This window comes from Chitinophaga varians, from assembly GCF_012641275.1.
Taxonomy (GTDB): Bacteria; Bacteroidota; Bacteroidia; order Chitinophagales; family Chitinophagaceae; genus Chitinophaga; species Chitinophaga varians_A.
Genome location: NZ_JABAIA010000001.1, coordinates 2,325,874 through 2,347,853, shown reverse-complemented (window position 1 = coordinate 2,347,853; position 21,980 = coordinate 2,325,874). Strand labels below are relative to the sequence as shown.

Below are 21,980 nucleotides of genomic sequence, written 5' to 3'. Positions count from 1 at the left end.
CCGGTATTATTCAATATTTTTCACCTTGTGTTCTATTTTGTGAATGATTTCATCCAGTTGCCGGGTGGATTGGTGCAGCCATTCCATCAGCCTGGAATTGAGATGCACATCCTGGTTGCTTTTATCAAACAGGTTGGTGATGCTAAGGATAGACACCACTGGCCTGCGTATTTCATGTGAATTGATCCAGGCTATTTCCCGCAGGGTTTTATTTTGTTTTTCGAGGCGTACCGCCTGTTTCACGTATTGGTCTATATCCTGTACGATGCCTATCATGCGGGTGGGCCGGTCGTTTTCATAGATAATGAACGCCCGGTCCACCACATATTTAAAAGTGCCATCAGAGCAGCGGAAGCGGTATTGCTGTGACCAGGAATTGCTTTTGTTTTGCAGGCAGGTATCGAGGGAGGCCATGACTGCGGGGCCGTCGGCCGGATGGACATTGGATTTCCACCAGTCATACAGGTCGGTATCCGGCTGGGTGGGATGTTGAAACATGCTTTCGAGCCCGTGTTTCCAGAGCACCTCATTGGTGATGAGGTTGCGGTCGTAGAGCGCATCATTGGTGGCCTGTGCCAGCAGTTCGTACCGGATGCCGAGCTGATGGGCCTCTTTGGCGGCGCGTACCTGTTCATCGACATCTTTGGCCATGATAAAACGGGCTTCCCTTCCCTGATAGTAGGCCGTATGGGCATAGATCTCCACAAAGAAATTCTCCCCGTTTTTACGGCGGTGTTTCCAGATACCCCGGTATTCAGCTCCGTTACAGCGGTCACGGACATTTTCCATTAACGCATCAAGCTCTTCATTTTCCCGTATGTCCTTGATCGTGAGAGCAAGGAATTCCTGCCGTGTATAGCCGTATTTTTTACAGGCGGCTTCATTCACAAACAGGAAACGAAGGGTGTCTTTCTCGTAGATCCACATCGGGATCGGGTGATTAATGTACAGATTTTCGAACTGGGAAACCGGTTGTTTGCGTATAAGCGTAACGGTTAACAGCAGAAAGGCGCTGCAGAGTACAGTTTCATTGAGTATAAGCCAGGTTTTTTGAGTAGATGATTCGCTTCCGGTGAGGAGATAAGCATTGATAACAATGATTACAAAAAGCAAACACAAACCTGCAATCTTAATCGGGGAGCGTTGCATTTCTCGAATTTGCTAAAATTTAATGAAAATTCGCGCATGTAAAAAATAATAATCAGAGCGATATGATTAATAAAACTATTTACATTCTGGTTATTTATAATTCGATATTGATTTTATCGCTGGCGGGATAACCCACGCAGGTAAGGATAAGCCCTTCTGCCAGCTCTTTGTCGGTCAGCACCTCATTGACAGACATCCAGACTTTCCCGCTGGTACATTGTGCGGTACAGGAACCGCATACACCACCTTTGCAGCTGTATGGCAGCGGCACATCATGTTCCAGCGCGTAGCTGAGGATCGTTTGATTGGCGGGTACAGACAATGTATATGTTTCGTTGCGCAGCTGGATGTTCACTTCACGAGGCGTATCGTCAGTGGGAATGGTAGTATGGGCCAGTTTGGCCTCTGTGGTGATCACGAAGTTTTCTTTATGCAGCTGTGTGTCCCTGAAGCCCATAAAATGCAGGGTGAGCAGGATCATGCGCATATATTCCGGTGGGCCGCAGAGGAAAAATTGTGCGGTGTCCTTATGGTACAGCAGGTGTTCATTGACCAGCAGCTCCAGCAGTATGTTATTGAGCCGGCGATAAGCGTGGTGGCTGTCCGGGTCGTTGCTGAAGAGAAAAAGGATTTTAAGCTGTGGATGCTGTTGTTCCAGTGTCTGCAGCTGTTCGTAGAAGATAGTCCTTTCAGGCGTGCTGTTGCTGTAAATAAGGGTGATTTTAGACGCCGGTTCATCCCTGAGCATTTGTTTGAGCAGGGAGAACACCGGGGTAATACCGCTGCCGGCGGCGAGCAGGAAGATGTCGCGTTCTTCTGGCGAGGGTTCAAAGGTAAACCTGCCGGAAGGTTCGAGGGCGGTCAGGATATCGCCGGTTTTCCAGGTGTGCAGCAGGTGGCGGGATATCTCTCCGTTTTCCTTTTCCCGGATGGTAACGGCCATAACCGGGTCTATTCCGGGCGTGGTGCTGAGGGAGTAGGAACGGCGATGTTCTTTATGATTGAGCTGAATGACAAATGTGAGGAATTGTCCGGCCTGATATACTACAGGCTCCGGGATGGTATTTTCGAGGTAGTAGGTCTTGGTGCCGGGCGTTTCTTCTTTTATGCCAACAATCTTTAGTTGCAAATACATGCTACGAAATTACGAATTACAAATTACGAATTACGAATTAGAGGGCTTCTTTATAGAGCGGTTATTGTGTAACCAGTCTAAAAGGAAGCCCTCTAATTCGTAATTCGTAATTGATTTATACGGTAACGGTGATTTTTTCCCGCAGCATTTCCCTGGTGGCACGGGCGATGCCGGATGGATCGTAGCCGCATTCGCGGTACAGTTCTTCCGGTTTGCCATGTTCGATGATTTTATCGGGGATACCGAGCATTTTCACCTGGGCGTTATAGTTGTGTTTTGCCATGAATTCCAGTACAGCGCTGCCAACACCGCCGATGATGGCGCCGTCTTCCACGGTGATCACTTTGTTGAAGTTGCTGAACACTTCGTGCAGCATGGCTTCGTCCAGTGGTTTTACAAAGCGGAGGTCGTAGTGGGCAGGTTGCAGGCCATCGCTGATCAGTTCTTTGCAGGCTTCAGTAACGAAGTTGCCTACATGTCCGAAGGACAGGATAGCGATTTCCTTGCCGTCACGGATTTTGCGGCCGGTACCGGCTTTGATGGCTTTGAACGGCGTACGCCATTCAGGCATCACGCCCTGTCCGCGTGGGTAGCGGATCACATATGGATGGGTATTTTCTTCCAGTTGGGCGCTGTACATCAGGTTACGCAGCTCTTCTTCGTTCATGGGAGCGCTGATGATCACGTTGGGGATACTGCGCATATAGGCAATATCGTAGGCGCCATGGTGAGTGGGGCCGTCTTCTCCTACCAGGCCTGCCCTGTCGAGGCAGAATACAACCGGCAGGTTTTGGATGGCCACATCGTGTACGGCCTGATCGAAGGCGCGCTGGAAGAAGGAAGAATAGATGTTACAGAACACACGCATGCCCTGGGTGGCCATACCGGCGGAGAGGGTAACAGCGTGTTGTTCGCAGATACCTACGTCGAATGCACGGTCCGGCATTTTCTCCATCATGAATTTGAGGGAGGAGCCGGAAGGCATGGCTGGTGTGATACCGATGATTTTTTCGTTCTTTTCTGCCAGTTCGATCATCGTATGGCCGAAAACGTCCTGGTATTTGGGCGGCTGTGGCCTGTCGACCGGTTTTTTGAAAATTTCACCGGTGATTTTGTCGAACAGACCGGGCGCATGCCAGGTGGTTTGGTCCTTTTCTGCGAGGGCATAGCCTTTACCTTTGGTGGTAACGATATGCAGCAGTTTAGGGCCGGGAATATCTTTCAGGTCCTGAAGGGTATCGGCCAGTTTGGTAATATTATGGCCGTCAATAGGACCGAAGTACCGCAATTGGAGTGATTCGAAGAGGTTGGAGGATTTAGACACCACGCCTTTGAGGGAGGCTTCCAGTTTGGAGGCCATTTCGCGGGTGAAGCGTTTGCCAACCGGCAGTTTGCCGAGCAGGTGCCACACATCGTCACGCAGCTTGTTGTAGGTAGGCGATGTGGTGATATCTGTCAGGTATTCCTTGAGCGCGCCCACATTGGGATCGATGGACATGCAGTTATCGTTGAGGATAATCAGCACGTTGGCATTGGCCACCCCTGCGTGGTTGAGGGCTTCAAAAGCCATACCGGCCGTCATGGCGCCATCGCCGATAACGGCAATGTGCTGGCGGTCAAATTCTCCTTTGTAATGGGAGGCCATGGCCATGCCCAATGCAGCAGAGATGGAGGTAGAGGAGTGCCCTACGCCGAAGGTATCATATTCGCTTTCGTCTCTTTTGGGAAACCCGCTGATGCCTTTGTACTTCCGGTTGGTCGGAAAGGCTTCGCGTCGGCCGGTAAGGATTTTATGTCCATAAGCCTGGTGTCCTACGTCCCATACCAGCTGGTCATAAGGAGTATTAAAGACATAATGCAGGGCTACTGAGAGCTCCACAACACCCAGGCTGGCGGCAAAGTGGCCACCATGCACACTTACTACGTCAATAATGTATTGACGCAGTTCCTCACACACCTGATGCAGCTGATCTTTGCTCAGCTTTCTCAAATCCGCTGGGGAGTTTATCTGGCTTAAAAGTGAACCGGCCGTGATATTCATACTGTTTTGATGGTTCAGGGTTTAATTAAAAACAAAACTACTAAAAAATATGGGTTATCCGGCGACATTTGGCGGGAAAAACCCCGTATTCCCTGTTAATCCGCCATTCGGTACAGGGGATTCGCCATTTACCGGTTCTGATTCGCCATTTATAACATTTAGGTTTCGGTGGGCAGGGGCATAAGGTATTTTTGGAATACTGGGGAAGTTTACTAATTTGATTTAATGCTTAAACAAGTATCCAAATATTGGTGGGGGCAATTGTTGGGATGGTCTGTATATTTTCTGGTCAACGTATTTTTCAACTTCACCCTGAATAAACCAAATCTGCACGCAGCGGTGATCTATATGATCATCTTCACTATGTGCGGCATTGCTTCTACCCACTTGTTCAGGACGCTTTTAAACAAGTTCAGGGGCTGGGGTAGCTATAACTTTGAAAAGCAATTGGTTATATTTTTGGTGCTGGTAGTCAGTACGAGCCTGGTATGGTACTTCGTGTACAACCTGGTACTGGATTATATGGTGGGCAATCGCCCGAAGGGCAAAAACTTCCTGTTGAACCTTGTTGACAGGGGCTATCTGGCCTCTTTTGCCATTTCTTTCATCTGGTGGGTGATTTATTTCATCTGGCACTATGTGGACCGTAACCGGACGACCCAGGTGGACCGGCTCAAACTGGAGTCCACGGTAAAGGAACTGGAGCTGAAAACCATTAAAGCACAGCTGAACCCTCACTTTATCTTTAATGCGCTGAACAGCATCCGGGCGCTGGTGGATGAGAATCCGCAGCGGGCCAGAACGGCGATCACAGAACTGTCCAATATCCTTCGCAGTTCCATGGCTATCGAAAAGGTAGAGACCGTTAGCCTGGAAAATGAATTAAACATTGTAAAAGATTACCTTGCACTGGAACATATCCGGTTTGAGGAGCGGTTACAGGTGCGGTACGAAATAGATCCGGACACGCTGGAGCTTCAGGTACCGCCAATGATGTTGCAGACTCTGGTGGAAAACGCCATTAAGCATGGTATTTCCAGGATGGTAAGCGGTGGAACGGTGTTTATTGCCTCCCGGTTGAATGGCATGGAGCATGAAATCACTATTGAAAATACCGGGCAACTGGTAGAAAAGAATGTGGTAAACGGCCATGGTTTTGGATTAGAGAGCACCCGGCAACGGTTAAGCCTTTTATTCGGAAACAGGGCTACTTTTGATATCAGAAATAAAAACGAGGCAACGGTGGAGGCCCGCGTGGTGATGCCGTTACTCTGATTCACTTGTTATTCGGAAACCGCTATAGCAGGGCATTGAGCCGGGCTATGGCTTTAAATGTTGATAAAAAAATTGTCATCAACCAAACTTCATATTGCCAATGAAAAAAGCATTGATAATAGATGATGAACGCCTGGCCAGGAGTGAACTGAAAAAATTGCTGGCAGACCACCCGGAGATAGTGGTGGTGGGCGAAGCAGTGAACGCGAAGGATGGTATAGAAAAGATAGAGAATCTGCATCCCGACCTGCTGTTTTTAGATATTCAGATGCCTGACAAAACAGGGTTTGATCTGCTGGCCGAGCTGGAAAAATCGCCCCAGGTGATTTTTACGACCGCCTATGACGAATATGCCCTGAAAGCATTTGAATACAACGCGCTGGATTATTTGTTGAAGCCTGTAGAGCCCAAACGCCTGGCTGACGCCATTCACAAGCTGCATCAGCAGGACGAAAAGGACCGGCTGGCCGCTTCCGGAGGGATACGTACCCTTTTATCGGAGAATGACCAGGTGTTTGTGAAAGACGGCGACCGCTGCTGGTTTGTAAAGCTGCAGGAGATCCGGCTGTTTGAGAGCGTGGGCAACTATGCGCGGGTCTATTTTGAAGGCAACAAGCCGCTGATCCTGAAATCGCTCAACGCCCTCGAGGAGCGGCTGGACGAGCGGGTGTTTTTCCGTGCCAACCGCAAGCATATCGTTAACCTGCGGATGATTGAAAAAATTGACACTTACTTCAACGGCGGGTTACTGCTGGAGATGAAAGGGGGCGAAAAGATCGAGGTCAGCCGCCGTCAGGCTGTTAAGTTCAAGGAGATGATGAGCCTTTAGAATTTTGATATTTAACTATAAAAAAAGCAGCGGAGATTACCATAGGGCGATCTCCGCTGCTTTTTTATCTAAATAATTAAATGACTAAATGGTGATGGGTGCTGTAGAATGCACGGCATCTGCCAGTTCCTTGATCAGGGAGAGATCATTTTCGATGGCATTGCCTACCACGATGATATCGGCGCCGGCTTTGCAGTTCCGGTAAGCTTTTTCAGCGTCGCGGATACCGCCGCCCACGATGATGGGCACTTCCACCTGGCTGGCTACCCTGCTGATCATGGTTTCGGTGATGGGGTTACGGGCGCCGCTGCCGGCATCCATATAGATCACTTTCATGCCCAGCATCTCTCCTGCCATGGCGGTACACATCGCAATATCCGCCTTGTCGGCAGGAATAGGAGTGGCATTGCTGATGTAGGAAACAGTGGTAGGAGCACCTCCGTCAATGACCATATAGCCGGTGGAAATCACTTCCAGCTGGCTTTTTTTAACAGCAGCAGCGGATACTACGTGCTGGCCGATCAATAACTCAGGGTTCCTGCCTGAAATCATGGAAAGATAAAGGAGTGCGTCTGCATATCTCGAAACCTGCGAAGGGCTTCCTGGAAACAAAATAACAGGAATATCGCAACTGGCTTTCAATTGTTGCACGCATTCATCCAGATGATTGGTGATGACCAGGCTACCGCCAAGGAAGATATAATCAACTTTGGCAGCGGTGCATTTTGCCGCAAGTTCAATGATGCCAGCAGGAGTCACCTTGTCCGGATCAATTAAAACCGCGAATGCTTTTTCTTTCCTAGCCTTTCTTTCGATGAACGAAGTGTATATTTTATTGTACATCAATAGCGCATTGTTCCGGTTGTCGCAAATGTATAATTTTTTTATTAATAACCCACAATGCTAAATAAATATGCATGCAATTCATTTTCTATTCATGAACTGCATGATATCTAATGGCATTTTCAAGATGCATCCACCCGGGCAAATCACTGTTAGCGACAAATTTTAAGCCGGATTTTTTGGTGTAAGTCTGCTTTATAACAATCCTGCCCCGAAAGTGTTGATTCAATTATCCACAAGTTGTGCAAAATAATCCAGCTGCCCGAGACTTTTAAAAACTAATTTTAGTTCACCCCCCTTTCACATATTCTTTTTAATCCTGGAAAAAACTTTTGGATATGAAAAATCCAGCAAGCAGCAAGCGTGGCATGGCCTTCTCCCGGTACTTTACCAAAGAAGGGATGCGTCCGTATGAACAGTTTGAGTATGACCTGCGCTCTTCGGTGATCCGTAACCCCGGTGGCGACGTGGTGTTTGAAATGAACAATGTAGAGGTGCCTCAGCGATGGTCGCAGATTGCGACCGATATCCTGGCGCAAAAGTATTTCCGTAAGGCCGGCGTGCCCCAGGAAGATGGCAGCACAGGCCGGGAAACGTCGGTCAAACAGGTGGTGCATCGTATGGCCAATTGCTGGCGGGCCTGGGGTGAGCGTTATGGCTACTTCGCCTCTCAGGAAGATGCGCAGGTGTTTTACGAGGAACTGGTGTACAGCATGCTGAACCAGGCTTGTGTGCCTAACTCCCCACAATGGTTCAATACCGGCCTGTATGAAAGCTATGGTATCAAAGGAAAGCCACAGGGGCATTATTACGTAGAACAAAATACCGGCCGGCTGGAGAAGTCTACGTCCGCCTATGAGCGGCCCCAGCCCCATGCCTGTTTTATTCTCAGTGTGGATGACGACCTGGTGGGTGATGGCGGCATCATGGACCTCTGGATGAGGGAAGCCCGGATTTTCAAGTATGGCTCCGGCGTAGGCACCAATTTCTCTCACATCCGGGGAGAAGGTGAAAAACTGAGCGGCGGCGGCACTTCCAGCGGTCTGATGAGCTTTCTTAAAATCGGCGATCGCGCCGCAGGCGCTATTAAGTCGGGCGGCACCACCCGCCGGGCAGCCAAAATGGTATGCCTGGACCTGGACCATCCGGAGGTGCTGGACTTTATCAACTGGAAAGTGGAGGAAGAGAAAAAGGTGGCAGCCCTGATAGCCGCCGGTTATTCATCCGATTATGAAGGAGAGGCTTACCGGACCGTGTCCGGACAGAACTCCAACAATTCCGTTCGCATCCCCAACAGCTTCTTCAGGCAGTTGGCGGTTGACGGCGACTGGGACCTCATAGCGCGTACTACCGGTAAGGCCGTAAAGACCATCAAAGCCCGTGACCTGTGGGACCAGATAGCTTATGCTGCCTGGCGTTGCGCCGATCCGGGCACGCAGTACGACACCACCATCAATGAGTGGCATACCTGTCCGAAAGGTGGCCGTATCAATGCTTCCAATCCCTGCTCCGAATATATGTTCCTTGACAATACCGCATGTAACCTGGCATCGGTGAACCTGCGGCGGTTTTTTGACGAAGAAAAAGGGCTGTTTGATGTACCGGGATTTGAATATACCGTCAGGCTGTGGACCACAGTACTGGAGATTTCTGTGCTGATGGCCCAGTTCCCTTCCAAAGAGGTGGCGCAGCTGAGTTATGACTACCGGACGCTGGGGTTGGGATACGCCAATCTGGGCTCCATGCTGATGGTCAGTGGTATTGCGTATGACAGTGAAGAAGCGCGCGGTATTGCGGGCGCCATTACCGCTATTATGACGGGAGTGGCTTATCAGACTTCCGCAGAGCTGGCGTCACATCTGGGCGCTTTCCCGCGGTTTGCAGAAAACCGGGAAGATATGTTACGGGTAATGCGTAACCACCGGGCCGCAGCCTATGATGCCGCAGAAGCATACGAAGGGCTCGAAATTTCGCCGCGGGGCATCAACGCGCGGTATTGCCCCGATTACCTCCTGAAAGCCGCTACAAGGGCCTGGGATGAAGCTGTGCAGGCCGGTGAGAAATATGGCTACCGTAACGCACAAACGACCGTGATTGCCCCTACCGGTACTATCGGCCTGGTAATGGACTGTGATACGACGGGCGTGGAACCTGATTTCGCGCTGGTAAAATTCAAGAAGTTGTCTGGTGGCGGATACTTTAAGATCATCAATCAGTCCATTCCGACAGCATTGCACAATCTCGGGTATCAGCCCAATGAGATCAAGGCGATCGTGGACTATGCGAAGGGCACGGGTTCTTTTGCCGGGGCGCCTTACATCAATCATCAGTCACTCAGCGAAAAGGGGTTCATTGCCGAAGAGCTGAAAAAGCTGGACACGTCGGTATCTTCTTCGTTTGACATCTCTTTTGTGTTTAACGTATATACGCTCGGGGAGGCTTGTCTGCAGCGGCTGGGATTTGTGCCGGAGCAGTACTTTAATCTTGATTTCAGCCTGCTGCATGCCCTTGGATTCCAGGATGCTGAAATAGAAGCGGCCAACGACTATGTATGTGGCACCATGACGGTAGAGGGGGCTCCTTACCTTCAGGAAGCGCATTTGCCGGTGTTTGACTGTGCCAATAAATGTGGCAAACACGGACAGCGTTATATTCATCCGCACGGGCATATCCGGATGATGGCGGCTGCACAGCCTTTTATTTCCGGTGCTATTTCCAAAACCATTAACCTGCCGCATGAAGCGGAGGTGCATGAGATAGCAGATGCGTATATGCTAAGCTGGGAGCTGGGCCTGAAGGCCTGTGCGCTTTACCGTGATGGCAGCAAACTTAGCCAGCCGTTGAGCAATAAGACCGATAAAAAGAAAAAAGCTGATACAGCAGCCACCATAACAGCTACCGCTGTGCAGTTGCCCGATCTTGAGCAGGCCACGATTGATGAGTTGCTGGAGGAAGTGAACAGGCGTATGATGGCCAGCAAAGACACCACGTTGAAGCGGCAGTTGTCACGCATTGTAGAGCGGAAAACACTTCCGTCCAAACGGGGCGGATTTACGCAGAAAGCGAAAGTTGGCGGGCAGGCTATTTTCCTGCGTACCGGTGAATACAATGATGGCACGCTGGGAGAAATATTCATTGATCTGGCAAAAGAAGGATCTACTTTGCGGAGTATGATGAACTGCTTTGCCATAGCGGTTTCTGTGGGATTGCAATATGGTGTTCCACTGGAAGAATTTGTAGACAAGTTTGTGTTTACGCGGTTTGAGCCTGCGGGGATGGTGGACCATCCTAATATTAAATCCGCCACGTCGCTGGTGGACTATGTTTTCCGGGTGTTGGGCTATGAGTACCTGGGGCGTACAGACCTTGTACATGTGCTGGACGCGCCGGGAAACACAGGAGAAGAGGATGAAGATGAACCGATGGATACGCCCTCTTTATCCGGTATGCGGGTAACCGTTGGTAGCGGTCAACCGGCGAATGCTTCCAAAACGCCCAAGCAGCAAGCGGTTGCGGCACATCAAAGCGAAAGCGGCACGCAGGATTATTTGCGCAGCATGCAGCGTGATGCCCCTGCCTGTAACGTTTGCGGACATATCACGGTAAGATCCGGCACATGTTACAAATGCCTCAATTGCGGTAACAGCATGGGTTGTAGCTGATTCGGTGTTGCAACTCTTGTTAACGAGATGTTATTGTGCCTTTAAAATTTCAAAGAAAAATAACATGCACTTATCTTTGTATTCAAATAGGGTTTTCATAGGATAGTAACAAATTGAGGGCGCTTTTCTAGGCGCCCTTACTTTTTTTTAAAACCCAGATTTAAGCATCGTTTTCCGGTCACTTTCTCTTCGCTTCTCCCAATGGAGGTATAATCTCACATTTTATTTTATCTAATTTAAAGGCGTTTATTTTCCATTTCTGAGATTTTTTGATCTCATATTAAAAATTATTTAATTTTTAGACATCTTCTTCTGTCACGATATAATTTTATTATATTTGTTATTGTATTAATTTTTATTATGGTTACTGTCCTATGAAAAACCAAATATTCCTACACCGCATGACTCATCATGCACTGTAAATGACTCTCGAAAGCAATGGTTCGTCCATTGCTTTTGTTTTTTCAGGGGGTATGCGTGGTTATACGTATTTTTTTTCTGGATTAGAAATCTCGGAATATTAATGTATTTTTAAGACTCGAAAAATTTGGATACCTTATGACAAAGCTGTTGTTAATGCTGTTGGTAGTTTTGGCCGCAGCCACATCAGCAAATGCCAACACTGTTCATGGTAATGGCAACGGTAACGGAGACAACGCCACTACCGGTTGCAAGAACGGGGACAACAATGGAGATAAAAACGGGGATAACAACGATAACCGTAATAATGCCAGGAATAATGATAAGCCCAAGCCTGTAAGGGTTGAAGAGTTTGTGTTATTATTCCCCCGGGTAGAGACGGGAGAGAAAGTAGATGAAGCAGAGTTGGAAAAAGCTATTGTGGACCTATACAAATGGTATTTACAAAACGAAACAAAAATAAACACCAACGACTTCCTGAAAGGAAGTGGTAAGGAGCCGGCGTTCCCTTTCAAAGTGGACCCGAAAACCTTGCAACAGTATTTCCTTTTCATCAAGAAAAACTTTCCGGGCTTCAACGAGGAATCTCTTTCCACCCTGAAGCGTAACCGTAAGAAAGAAGCACCTGTTACTGTACGTGATGAAATGGATAATCCTATGTCGATTTCCGTAAACAGATAAAAATCGTTTTGCCAGGCGCCTAATGCAGTTAGAGTTTAGTTATAACAAGGGAGATGTATTGCACGCATTACGCTATCATTTTATGCATCGGGGAGAAATAAAGGTGTTCCGCAACACCCTTATTATTCTGCTGCTGGCCACTATTGCCGGCTATGCCTTCAACCTGGTGACTCCTGGCACCCTCTCCGGCATCACCATCATGGTTATTCTGCTTGGGCTCGTTTTCTGGTACCTCCTCCCCATCTCCATCTATAACAAAGCTGCCACCTTCAAGGATGATATCCATCTGCGCTACTCTGAAGAAGGCATCCAGATATCTACCCGTTCGAGTGACCACCTGCGTTCCATCAGCTGGAACAACTTCTCCAAAGTGGTGGAAACCAAAAAATTTTTCTTTCTCTATCGCGATAAAAAGACCTTTTTCCTGATTCCCATCAGTGCTTTTAAAACGGAGGACGCTTACCAGGGATTTAAGGAGATGGTAGAACCACTCAATAAGTAATTGATTATCACGTCTCTCTAAAAAAATCGGATAAGATTTTACATGTTGATGATCAGCTATCTACATTTAAAACCTTACCCGATATCTTTCTGATAAACTATCGTCAGATACTTATCATCCTGTTAATCATCGTATCAATAGTTACAGTTGCTGGAAAACCGCGAAGTGCAATATGTGGTTCATATTTCGCGCGCCATTGCCTCCCTGGACAAACTGGTTCATATACCCGATGTCGGCTTTGAGGGAACCGCTGAGTTTATAGCCAAAAGCGGCCAGAAAGCGGTTCTGGTCAAAGAAGAGGTTGCTGATGTCATTTCCCCATAAATTCAGGAATATTTCGTCCTGCAAGGCTACATAAAAGCGTGTGGCCTGCTGCTGGTGCCTTATATTGAGCTGGGTACGGTTGAAATAACGAAAACGGTTGCCGTATTTCCAGTCGCCGATAGCGTGGGCGGCATCAGGGCTGTTTGGCTGGGCCACCCAGCGCTGTTCCAGCCGGAAGCGGTGCGTCATGTCTATTTTCGGCGCTTTATAGATGTATTGTTCGAAAAGGCGGTGCTCCGGCAGCCAGGTATTGCTGACATTGTTATAGGTGGGCACAAAGGCATAACCCAATAATACCTGATGTTGTGGCGTAATGGCATATTGCAGCCCTCCCCTCATCAATAGCTGTCCTTTGTTGCTGATACCGTCGCGAATACGCCCCTGTATATCAAACGGGACAGACCAGCGCTGATTGATTTTTACATTCCCAAAATAAGTGTACCAGTGTTGATAGGCATGCGTGGTCTCTTGGGCCGTAGCATAGCGTGACAGGGCTATTACGGCCAGTAATAACAGTACTTTCTTCATAAAATCGCTTAAAACTTATTATAGGGGGGCTTAAAGATAACGCAGAATCGTTTACGAATTTGCTGATTTTGATATTTTAAGAGAGGGTGTCTTTATTTATGGCAGGTTGCAGGTGGCGGGAGACAAAAAAGGCGCCCGCAAAAGCAGGCGCCGGCTGATTGTTTTAGTTGAGTGAGTATTTCGTTAGAATTTGTTAAACCACAGTTTGGTGCCTTTCTGGTCGCCACCGATGGCCTGTGCTGCTTCAGTGTAAGCAGCCTGGTTTTGGGCCTGTTCAGTGACCAGGTAAGTAAGGCGGTAAGGCACGAATGGTGCTGACTGGTCCATGCTGCCTGAAACCGGTGCAATAAAAAATGCCTGACCGCCCGGTTTTTTGAAATTGAGCCTTGTGCGCTCGTACCAGCCCTGGAAACCTTGCGGATACAATGCCAGCCATTTCTGGGTACCGATCACATTGCGCCAGTCGGCCGCATCGTAAGGTACTCCTCCTACAAACTTATCAACCACAGCGTCGGTGATACCGGTGTTGTTGGTCAGTTTTTTCCAGTATTCAACAGAGGCCCTGATACCGTTGGTGTAGTGGGTAGAAGCCTCTCCTACGGTCATGCCGCGGGCAGCCGCTTCCGCCAGGATGAATTCCACTTCGGCGTAGTTCATCAGGATACCAGGCATGGTAGCGCTGTAGATCTGTATGCCGGGGTAGGAAAAGTGACCCGGGGAAGGCCTGGCGGCATCAGCGCTGGCCCAGCCATATGGCATGCCTTTCAGCGTTTTATCATCTTTGGAGGGACGTGCATAAATAGGCAGCCGGGGATCGCCGGTTGCCTGCATGTAATCCACCAGGGTGGCGCTGACGAAGAAGTCTGGTATTTCCCTTTCAGAATCGTTGAACGGGAATTTATTAGGCGCTGCATTCAGGTATACGAACTGCGCATTATCGTCATTGCTGGTAAATGCCTGCTGATAGTGGGCTTCGATGATCTGTTTGGCTTTGGCGCCATCGGCATCGGCCATGCGCATGGCTATACGGAGCATCAGCGAGTGTGCCAGTTTGGCCCATTTGTCGGCGCTGCCGTTGTAGATTACATCGCCGGTGGCGGTGACGCCTTTATTGGCGTCGAACACGGCGATCTGTGCCTGAAGCGTATCAAGAAGATGGCCATAGATGCTTTTGGCATCATCATACTTCGGTTTAAGGTTGCCTGCGTCTAGCTGGAAAGTGGAAGAGTAAGGCACATTGCCATAAGCGTCGGCCAGTATCTGGTATATCCAGCAGGAAGATACGCGGGCGATGGCTGTTTGCACGGCCAGCTGCGGCGTTGCCGGCAGGGTGGCGTTTTGCCGCACGATCGTTTCCAGGTTGTTCAGCGAAATACGATAAAGGTTGTTCCACATGGTGGAGTTGTTACCTTCATCCAGTTTGTAGCGGCTGTCATCTGTCCGGGAATTGGCAGACCAGTACTGGGCGTAGTGCATGGCAATGTACCCGTTCTGCAGACCGCTGTACAGTACGTCCATTGCGGCTTTTTGCGCGCCGGCCAGTAAGTACTGCGGTTCCGCAGTAGTGGGTTTGGTTGGGTCGTGATTGATATCGTCAAGCTTTTTACAACCGGTGAACGCCATGGCGGCCAGCAGCAGTAAAGCGGAACTATATTTCAGGATCTTGTTGGTCATCTTCACAAATTTTAGAATGATACATTCAGGTTTAAACCATAGGAGCGCAGCGAAGGCAGTGCTCCACCTTCAATCCCCTGTATATTGGAAGAGGAGTTGATGATGCTGGCCGGATCGACGTTAGGCGCGTTGGACTTGATCAGCCACAGGTTACGGCCATACAGGGAGAGGCGGGCACTTTGGGCGCCGATTCTCCGGTACCATGATTCCGGCAGGTTATAACCAATTTTAGCTTCTCTCAGGTAGATATAGCTGGCATCGTACATATTGGCCCGGCTGATAACGTTACCGCCGTTGGCAGCGAAGTGGTCCTGGGCGGTAATGTTAACCGTGTTAGGACGGCCGTCTGCAGTTACGCCCGGCACTACGATGCCGTTTTCGCGGATATTGTTTTCCACGGTGGTCTGTAACAGGCCGGATTTCTCTCCGTACAGGTTAGTATAGGAGAAGAAGCTGCCGCCATGCTGGAAGTCGACCAATGCTGACAGGTAGATGCCTTTGTAAGTGAAGGTGTTGGTGACACCGCCTACATAATCCGGATAGGCGTTACCAAGCGGAACACTGGTAGTGGTGGGAACATAGTGGCCTTTTTCATCCACAACCCGCTGTCCGTTCAGGTACGTGTAGTCGGTACCGATGAGCGTGCCCAGCGGTTGCCCTACCATGGCCACTACAGAAACTTTCTGTGTACGGCGGTCGGTGCCGATGAGATACACAGGAAGGTTGGTATTGTACTGGTCGATGTTCATGCTGAGCAACTTATTGCGGTTGCGGGCCAGGTTGGCGTTGATATCCCAGCGGAAGCCGTTTTTCAGGCGGATGGGGTTCAGGTTAAGGCCAATTTCAATACCCTTGTTTTCCACTTCACCACCGTTGGCATATGCCGTAGTATAACCGGTGGCGGCCGGCAGGGACAGATAGATCAGCTGATCTTTGGTCCGGCGGCGATAGTAGGTAAAGTCAACGCCTATACGGTTGTCGAGGAATTTCAGTTCCACCCCGGTTTCTATTTCGGTAGTGCGTTCAGGCTTCAGGTCTCTGGTGTATTTGGTATTGGAAGCCTGTGTAGCCGGATAGTTGCCAAAAGGCGGCAGGAACTCGTAGGTGTCGTAGATCCTGTATGGATCGGCGTCATTACCTACGGCAGCGAGGCTTCCTCTTACCTTACCGAAGGTCAGCCATTTCCAGTCTTTCAGCAGATCGGAGAACACGAAAGAAAGGGATGCTGACGGGTAGAAGTATTGATTGTTGCCACTTAACAGCGTAGAGCTCCAGTCGCTGCGGCCGGTAAGGTCGAGGAACAGCATGTTCTTATAACCCAGGTTGGCGGTAGCGAAAACGGAGTTGATCTGTTTTTCGGCGAAATCGTCGATGATCTTAGCTGGTTGTACAGAGTTGTTCAGGTTGTATACGTTCTTTACCAGCAGGCCTTGTTGGGTGCTACCGCCGGTGGTGGTCCACTTGCGGTGCATGATATTGCCGCCTACTGTGGCATTCAGCTGGAATTCCTTACCGAAGTCTTTTTTAATATCGGCAGTCACCTGATAGTTCATTTCACGGGAAGTGCGTACCCTTTTGATATAGCCGCCTATGAGATAATCTTTAGCTGTTCTTTCTTCTTCAAGGGTATTATAGTCGTCCATGAATACGCGGCCGGTGAAGGACAGCCATTTGGTAGCGTCGATGTCTACGCCGGCGTAACCGAAGAGGCGGTTACGGCTGTCAGTTTCATAGTCCATATAACGGTTCCAGTAGGGGCCGTTGCTGAACTGTACAGCAGGATCGCTCCATGACTTACGGTTCCAGGTGATCTGTGATCCGTCGCTGTACTGGTAGTTTTTTTCTTTTTCGATATCGAGCTGGCGTTGTCCGAACATGGTAAACTGAAGGGCCGGGTTAGGGCCGGTAAAACCGGTACCTGGGCGGCCTTTGGCTTTCAGTCCTACGTAGTTCATGGAAGCCACTGCCCTAACACCTTTGGTGACTTCGTAGTTACCGTTGAAGGACAGGTTGTTACGGCTGGTGGTAGCATTGGGCAGCACAAAGGTCTGGTTCATGTTACCGTAAGACAGGCGGAAACCGCCTTTATCGTTACTACCGGCCATGGATATATTATTAGTGAGCGTAAAGCCGGTGCGGTAGAAATCCTTCACATTATTGGGATGTGCTTCCCATGGAGCGGTCTGACCGAAGAGCGGGTTGCCCTTGTCTTTGTCCCATGACCAGTAGTGGCGTACGAGGCGGCCATCCAGGCGCGGGCCCCAGGAGGCATCTTCGTAGTACTGTGGCATGAGGTCATAGCGGCCTTTACCGTTATTATCGTCGTATGCAGCGCTTTGTTCGTTAAGGAAAGCTTCCGGGTGCTGGTTATAATAGAGCGTATCGAAGCGTGGGCTAGCACCGCCACCATACATGTTTTGGTAGGTAGGCAGTTTGTACACCTGATCGATCTGGGCATTGAGGCTGTAGGTTACGCCGATGCCTTTTTCCACGTCCGGGCGTTTTTTGGTGGTGATGAGCATAACGCCGTTAGCGCCGCGGCTTCCGTAGAGGGCTGTTGCGGCTGCGCCTTTCAGCACGGAGATGTTTTCGATGTCTTCCGGGTTGATGTCCTGGAGGGGGCTGCCGAAGTCGTAGCCACCGCCGCCGTTGAGCTGTCCGGGATCGTTGGTGCTGTTGTTCTGCATGGGCACACCATCTATCACGAAGAAGGCGTTGTTATCGCCGAGGATGGATTTTACGCCACGGATGGTGATTTTAGAGGAGCCTCCCATGGAGCCGGTGTTGGTATTGATTTGTACGCCGGGTACTTTACCGGTGAGGGCATTGACGAAGTTCACTTCTTTCGCTTCCTGTACCGCGTTGCCGGCTACTTCCTGCATGGCATAACCTACGGAGCGTGGGTTTTTCTTGATACCGAGGGCGGTAACTACCACTTCTCCCAATACTTTTTTGTTGGCATTTACAGGGGTAAGGGTGATGGTCAGCGGTTCTTTTTTCTCCACGATGATCGTCTGGTCTCCGAACGTTGGTGAAGTTATCGTGATGGTGTCGTTTTGTTTGGCTTTGATGGCGAATTTACCATCCGGATCGGACTGGGCGTTAGTGCCGGCGGTCTTGTTACGGATGAGGGCACCGGGAACGGGCGTAGCTTTATCGTCCTTTACGAGGCCGTTGAGCGTGAACTGTCCGATCTCCTTTTTGATGGTGGCATCATCGGGCGGAAGGATCAGTCCTGTATCTTGTTTCGGTTTTGCGGAATCTTGTTTGGGTGCCGAAGTATCCTGTGCGGGTTTCGCAGTGCCTTGAGCAGGTTTACTGGTATCCTGTGTGGGTTTCACGGAATCCTGCGCGGGTTTTTTGGTGGTATCCTGCCTGGGTTTGGCGGCAGTGTCGGCAGCAGCTGGCTTGATAACAACCGGAACGGTAGTATCCGCAGGCTGCTGCAGGACGGTGAGATACCTTTCGGGTTTCGTGTATGCGCTGCTGGGAGTATAGCAGAAAAAGGCATAGCACAGCCCCGACCAGGCTAGTACATGGCTTCTCATTGTATAGTGCTTGATTTGGTTACAAATTTTTTGTGCAGCTCTTGCAGACTGCTTATTGTTATCTGGACAATACATATCAAATAACAATACAATCGAAAGCCCTTTTACAATGGGCTTAAATTGATTTTATCAGGTTTTTCCTCATTTCGTAGTGTGGAATGCCCACTGCTGTAAACTCTTCTCCACAGATTTCGCAGCCGGTTGCCGATAACATCCCGTTGCCATGCTGCGCGCGTGCATCGTTAGCATTCCGAACCCCTTGTTCACTGCTGTTGTTTCTGTAAACCCGATAGTTGCAACTATCGTGGTCGATTATACGAAAATCCAGCATTCAGTCTTTTTCGGTTATGTGTGACACAAAGCTATCATGCGGTCAGGGAGCATATGCTACAGTCGTCCTCACTCTTGGGGGGTAAAACAAATAGCCTGCCAAGCGGCAGGCTGAAAATAAGTATGAGGGCTGATTTACGATGTTTAGCTTTTGGCGTTGATGGCGTTCACGATAAGTTGGGCGACGGATTTGACCTGGAGAAACTCATCCTGGATAAGCAGTGCGTTGGGATGTGTGTCGGTACAGACGATGCCTTTGATGATGCCACTGTCTTTGATTTTCTGGAATCCGTTGCCTGCGAAGATGCCGTGTGTGGTAATGACATAGATATCGCGTGCGCCGGCATCGCGGTAGGCTTCTGCGGCGTGGAGCAGGGAGCCGCCGGTGCGGATCATGTCATCATAAATGATCACAATTTTATCTTTCACATCGGCGCTGATAGCAGTGATAGCGGTTTCTTCGCCGGATATACGACGTTTGAAGACAAATGCTGCCTGCACGTGAAAGTCGTTGGCCAGCGACTCCACCCATTTTGCCCTGCCGGCATCTGTGCTGGCCAGTACAAACGGTTGGCCGCCAGCCAGTTCCAGGGCGGCTTCCCTTACAAAGTCTTTCGCGTAAAGATGAACGGGGCGGATATCATTTTCAAAATACCAGGTGATACCGTCCACATGCAGGTCTATCAGCATGACGCGGTTGCCCCGTGAGGTATTGGGAAGGGAAGAGAAAAGTACGGCCCTTGTTTTGGCTTTAACGATTTCACCATATTTGACTGCCCTTTCCATGGTAGAATATCCGAAGAAAGGGATGACTATGGTCAGGGAGTGGGCGCCCAGTTGTATGCAGCCGCTGGCCAGGTCGTACAATTCGAGTGTTGCCTTATCGTCGATGGTGCCGCCTATGAGGACCACCTCTTTGTTGCTGATTTCGCTGACGATGCGGTGATAATGTTCTCCGTCCGGAAAATCGCGGATTTCGAGTTCTCCGTTTTCCCAGGGAGCATCTGGCATTGACAGGATACGGTCTTTCAGATATTGATAGTGCTGTGTCGCAAAAATGATCTTCTGTGGCATGATAATGGTGAATTGAAGTAAAAATAAGCTATTTATAAGCTTGATAATTAATATTTTTGCGGCCGAGCACTGTCGCATGCCCGCTTTTTTAACTTTTCATTTGCGGGTGGAACGTTAAATTTGACAGATTAGTACGTCCAATGATTCGTTTTTTAGCATATATCGGAGCACTGTTTTTCTTCTTTTTCATATGCCAACAGCATACATCTGCCCAGGTAAGATTGTCTGGTATGGTGGCTGACCAGGAGACCAAAACGGGATTGCCATTTGTTTCCATCGTTAACAAGAGAACGATGACGGGTACTCTCAGTAGTGAGAGTGGACGTTATTATATAGAGGCTTTGCCGGGCGATACCCTGGAGTTCTCCATGCTGAGCTATGCCCAGCGCCAGATCGTAACACCGGGAATGTCCACCACACAGGACGTTTATTTGCAGAGACGGCTGTTTGAGCTGCAGGGAGTGAACGTAAAAGGGATCAACCACACCAAGGACTCCCTGGCCATGCGGCAGGAATACGGCCGTTATTTCAATTACAAGAAGCCGGGGGCCATGGACGTGTTAAAAACGTTGCCAGCCAATCCGATTACAGCATTGACTTACCTCGTGCCCAGCAAAACACGCAAGCGGAAGGAACAGTTCCGTGAACAGTTGGTATACTGGGAGAAGGAAAAGTATATAGATTACCGTTACTCCCCTGAGCTGGTGGCAAAGATGACCAAGCTGCAGTCGCCGGAACTTGATTCTTTTATGCATAAATACCGTCCCGGCTATCAGTTTTTGAATGATGCTTCCGAATATGATCTGCTGTTGTTTATTAAGCAGTCGTTTGAAGACTATCAAAAAGCAAAAGCCAACAAACAATAGACAATCATCTTCCTGTATAAAAATAAAGGCCCGGAACAGCGATGTCCCGGGCTTTTTTGTGTGCTTATATTACCAAATTGTTAACCTGCAAAACAGACTAGGAACATCTTATTTCCCGGACGTACTCTCTGTGTAAATACCCTGAGCAGGGACCGGGATTATGGATAAACAGTTACTGGACAAGTATTTTAAAGGGCAATGCACAACACAGGAAGCAGCCGCAGTTGAAAACTGGCTTGCTTCGGCAGACACGATGCTGCTGGACGAGTTTATGATGGGGAAATGGGAGGAAGCCAATGCGCCTGTTGTGATGAAACCCCGTGTACACCCGTTCTGGTATGGTGCCGCTGCGGCAGCCGTGATCGGTATCATTGTTTCCATCGCCTTTTTCTGGCAGCACCGTACCGGCGCGCGCCCTGTTGCCGTGAAATGGGACACCCTGCATAATACCAGCGACAACATACAATTGTTCACCATGGAGGATGGCAGTGAAGTCTGGCTCAATACACATTCGTCTATCATTTATCAGAACAGGTATAACAAGGAATCGAGGGAGTTATGGCTGCATGGTGAAGCTTATTTCAAGGTAACCCAAGACGAGCAGCGGCCTTTTCTGGTGCATACCGGCCGCCTGACCACCACTGTACTTGGTACGGTATTTAACATTGCCACTTCCAATATGGCCGATGGCAGTATTCAGATCAGCCTGTTGGAAGGGAAGGTGGCAGTGAGCAAACCAGATGCATTCAACGAAGTATTGTTGCCCGGTCAGATGTTGAACTATACAGATGGCAGACAGCCCCAGCTGACAAACTTCGAGAAGAGCGATGTGCTGGACTGGAAAAAAGGGAAAATTTATTTTAACCACACCCAACTGGCAGATGCATTGGCCCGGTTACAACAGCGCTATGGATGCAGGATTGTTCTGGACGATCCGTCGTTGGGCAAAAAGAAAATTTCAGGTGAATTCAGCCGGGATATGTCTTTGGAAAAAATACTATCCACATTAGGTTATGTACATGATATCTCATTCGTACGGATTAACGACACCACATACCAAACACAGAGTAAGTAGCTAACTACATCCATTTAAAATAAA

At 49.2% G+C, this 21,980-nt stretch carries 15 protein-coding genes; 7 read left to right on the top strand and 8 right to left on the bottom strand.

Going from position 1 to position 21,980, the window contains the following annotated elements; translation table 11 throughout:
- Positions 1-6 precede the first annotated feature (6 nt).
- From HGH92_RS09510 to dxs, 3 genes are all read right to left on the bottom strand, one after another.
- Positions 7-1,149, bottom strand: coding sequence for a PAS domain-containing protein (locus HGH92_RS09510; RefSeq protein WP_168870490.1), 1,143 nt, complete (start codon positions 1,147-1,149; stop codon positions 7-9).
- Positions 1,150-1,243: 94 nt separating this feature from the next.
- Positions 1,244-2,284, bottom strand: coding sequence for a ferredoxin--NADP reductase (locus HGH92_RS09505; protein ID WP_168870489.1), 1,041 nt, complete (start codon positions 2,282-2,284; stop codon positions 1,244-1,246).
- A 115-nt stretch (positions 2,285-2,399) separates the two neighbouring features.
- A complete protein-coding gene (dxs, locus tag HGH92_RS09500) occupies positions 2,400-4,325 on the bottom strand; it encodes a 1-deoxy-D-xylulose-5-phosphate synthase (protein ID WP_168870488.1) in 1,926 nt (641 codons plus the stop codon).
- A gap of 225 nt (positions 4,326-4,550) precedes the next feature.
- On the opposite strand from dxs, the gene HGH92_RS09495 reads away from it, so the two are divergent.
- On the top strand, positions 4,551-5,600 hold the full coding sequence (locus tag HGH92_RS09495) for a sensor histidine kinase (protein WP_168870487.1): 1,050 nt from the start codon (positions 4,551-4,553) through the stop codon (positions 5,598-5,600).
- Positions 5,601-5,700: 100 nt separating this feature from the next.
- Positions 5,701-6,429 carry a LytR/AlgR family response regulator transcription factor gene (locus HGH92_RS09490; protein WP_168870486.1) on the top strand — a complete coding sequence of 243 codons (729 nt, stop codon included), beginning with the start codon at positions 5,701-5,703 and terminating at the stop codon, positions 6,427-6,429.
- 84 nt (positions 6,430-6,513) lie between these two features.
- Here HGH92_RS09490 and HGH92_RS09485 read toward each other — a convergent pair whose 3' ends face one another.
- Positions 6,514-7,272: a geranylgeranylglyceryl/heptaprenylglyceryl phosphate synthase gene (locus tag HGH92_RS09485; RefSeq protein ID WP_168809261.1), complete on the bottom strand. Its 759-nt coding sequence runs from the start codon at positions 7,270-7,272 to the stop codon at positions 6,514-6,516.
- Between the two features lie 338 nt (positions 7,273-7,610).
- Between HGH92_RS09485 and HGH92_RS09480 the strand changes: the two genes are divergently transcribed.
- From HGH92_RS09480 to HGH92_RS09470, 3 genes are all read left to right on the top strand, one after another.
- A complete protein-coding gene (locus HGH92_RS09480; RefSeq protein ID WP_168870485.1) occupies positions 7,611-10,934 on the top strand; it encodes a vitamin B12-dependent ribonucleotide reductase in 3,324 nt (1,107 codons plus the stop codon).
- A gap of 558 nt (positions 10,935-11,492) precedes the next feature.
- Positions 11,493-12,035, top strand: a complete 543-nt coding sequence (locus tag HGH92_RS09475) for a hypothetical protein (protein ID WP_168870484.1) — start codon at positions 11,493-11,495, stop codon at positions 12,033-12,035.
- 22 nt (positions 12,036-12,057) lie between these two features.
- A complete protein-coding gene (locus HGH92_RS09470) occupies positions 12,058-12,537 on the top strand; it encodes a YcxB family protein (protein ID WP_168870483.1) in 480 nt (159 codons plus the stop codon).
- A 141-nt stretch (positions 12,538-12,678) separates the two neighbouring features.
- Here the strand turns inward: HGH92_RS09470 and HGH92_RS09465 are convergent, their stop codons facing one another.
- The 4 genes from HGH92_RS09465 to HGH92_RS09450 all read right to left on the bottom strand — a co-directional run bounded on the left by HGH92_RS09465 (position 12,679) and on the right by HGH92_RS09450 (position 20,015).
- Positions 12,679-13,389 carry a DUF2490 domain-containing protein gene (locus tag HGH92_RS09465; protein ID WP_168870482.1) on the bottom strand — a complete coding sequence of 237 codons (711 nt, stop codon included), beginning with the start codon at positions 13,387-13,389 and terminating at the stop codon, positions 12,679-12,681.
- A 183-nt stretch (positions 13,390-13,572) separates the two neighbouring features.
- Positions 13,573-15,063: a SusD/RagB family nutrient-binding outer membrane lipoprotein gene (locus HGH92_RS09460; protein ID WP_168870481.1), complete on the bottom strand. Its 1,491-nt coding sequence runs from the start codon at positions 15,061-15,063 to the stop codon at positions 13,573-13,575.
- 11 nt (positions 15,064-15,074) lie between these two features.
- Positions 15,075-18,611, bottom strand: coding sequence for a SusC/RagA family TonB-linked outer membrane protein (locus tag HGH92_RS09455; RefSeq protein WP_168870480.1), 3,537 nt, complete (start codon positions 18,609-18,611; stop codon positions 15,075-15,077).
- Positions 18,612-19,085: 474 nt separating this feature from the next.
- The gene (locus tag HGH92_RS09450) at positions 19,086-20,015 is read right to left on the bottom strand and encodes a ribose-phosphate diphosphokinase (RefSeq protein WP_168870479.1); all 930 of its coding nucleotides are present in this window, start codon (positions 20,013-20,015) and stop codon (positions 19,086-19,088) included.
- Between the two features lie 140 nt (positions 20,016-20,155).
- Between HGH92_RS09450 and HGH92_RS09445 the strand changes: the two genes are divergently transcribed.
- Both HGH92_RS09445 and HGH92_RS09440 read left to right on the top strand, forming a co-directional pair.
- Positions 20,156-20,881 carry a carboxypeptidase-like regulatory domain-containing protein gene (locus HGH92_RS09445; RefSeq protein ID WP_168870478.1) on the top strand — a complete coding sequence of 242 codons (726 nt, stop codon included), beginning with the start codon at positions 20,156-20,158 and terminating at the stop codon, positions 20,879-20,881.
- Between the two features lie 160 nt (positions 20,882-21,041).
- Entirely contained in the window at positions 21,042-21,956 is a 915-nt protein-coding gene (locus tag HGH92_RS09440) for a FecR family protein (RefSeq protein WP_168870477.1), read from the top strand.
- The last annotated feature ends 24 nt before the right edge of the window (positions 21,957-21,980 follow it).

What these genes read in the sequence shown, in the direction of transcription:
- HGH92_RS09505 (WP_168870489.1), bottom strand. Translation starts at nt 2,284, where the DNA reads ATGTATTTGCAACTAAAGATTGTTGGCATAAAAGAAGAAACGCCCGGC.
- HGH92_RS09490 (WP_168870486.1), top strand. Translation starts at nt 5,701, where the DNA reads ATGAAAAAAGCATTGATAATAGATGATGAACGCCTGGCCAGGAGTGAA.
- HGH92_RS09510 (WP_168870490.1), bottom strand. Translation starts at nt 1,149, where the DNA reads ATGCAACGCTCCCCGATTAAGATTGCAGGTTTGTGTTTGCTTTTTGTA.
- HGH92_RS09450 (WP_168870479.1), bottom strand. Translation starts at nt 20,015, where the DNA reads ATGCCACAGAAGATCATTTTTGCGACACAGCACTATCAATATCTGAAA.
- HGH92_RS09470 (WP_168870483.1), top strand. Translation starts at nt 12,058, where the DNA reads ATGCAGTTAGAGTTTAGTTATAACAAGGGAGATGTATTGCACGCATTA.
- HGH92_RS09475 (WP_168870484.1), top strand. Translation starts at nt 11,493, where the DNA reads ATGACAAAGCTGTTGTTAATGCTGTTGGTAGTTTTGGCCGCAGCCACA.
- HGH92_RS09460 (WP_168870481.1), bottom strand. Translation starts at nt 15,063, where the DNA reads ATGACCAACAAGATCCTGAAATATAGTTCCGCTTTACTGCTGCTGGCC.
- HGH92_RS09465 (WP_168870482.1), bottom strand. Translation starts at nt 13,389, where the DNA reads ATGAAGAAAGTACTGTTATTACTGGCCGTAATAGCCCTGTCACGCTAT.
- HGH92_RS09485 (WP_168809261.1), bottom strand. Translation starts at nt 7,272, where the DNA reads ATGTACAATAAAATATACACTTCGTTCATCGAAAGAAAGGCTAGGAAA.
- HGH92_RS09480 (WP_168870485.1), top strand. Translation starts at nt 7,611, where the DNA reads ATGAAAAATCCAGCAAGCAGCAAGCGTGGCATGGCCTTCTCCCGGTAC.
- HGH92_RS09495 (WP_168870487.1), top strand. Translation starts at nt 4,551, where the DNA reads ATGCTTAAACAAGTATCCAAATATTGGTGGGGGCAATTGTTGGGATGG.
- HGH92_RS09445 (WP_168870478.1), top strand. Translation starts at nt 20,156, where the DNA reads ATGATTCGTTTTTTAGCATATATCGGAGCACTGTTTTTCTTCTTTTTC.
- HGH92_RS09455 (WP_168870480.1), bottom strand. Translation starts at nt 18,611, where the DNA reads ATGAGAAGCCATGTACTAGCCTGGTCGGGGCTGTGCTATGCCTTTTTC.
- HGH92_RS09440 (WP_168870477.1), top strand. Translation starts at nt 21,042, where the DNA reads ATGGATAAACAGTTACTGGACAAGTATTTTAAAGGGCAATGCACAACA.
- dxs (WP_168870488.1), bottom strand. Translation starts at nt 4,325, where the DNA reads ATGAATATCACGGCCGGTTCACTTTTAAGCCAGATAAACTCCCCAGCG.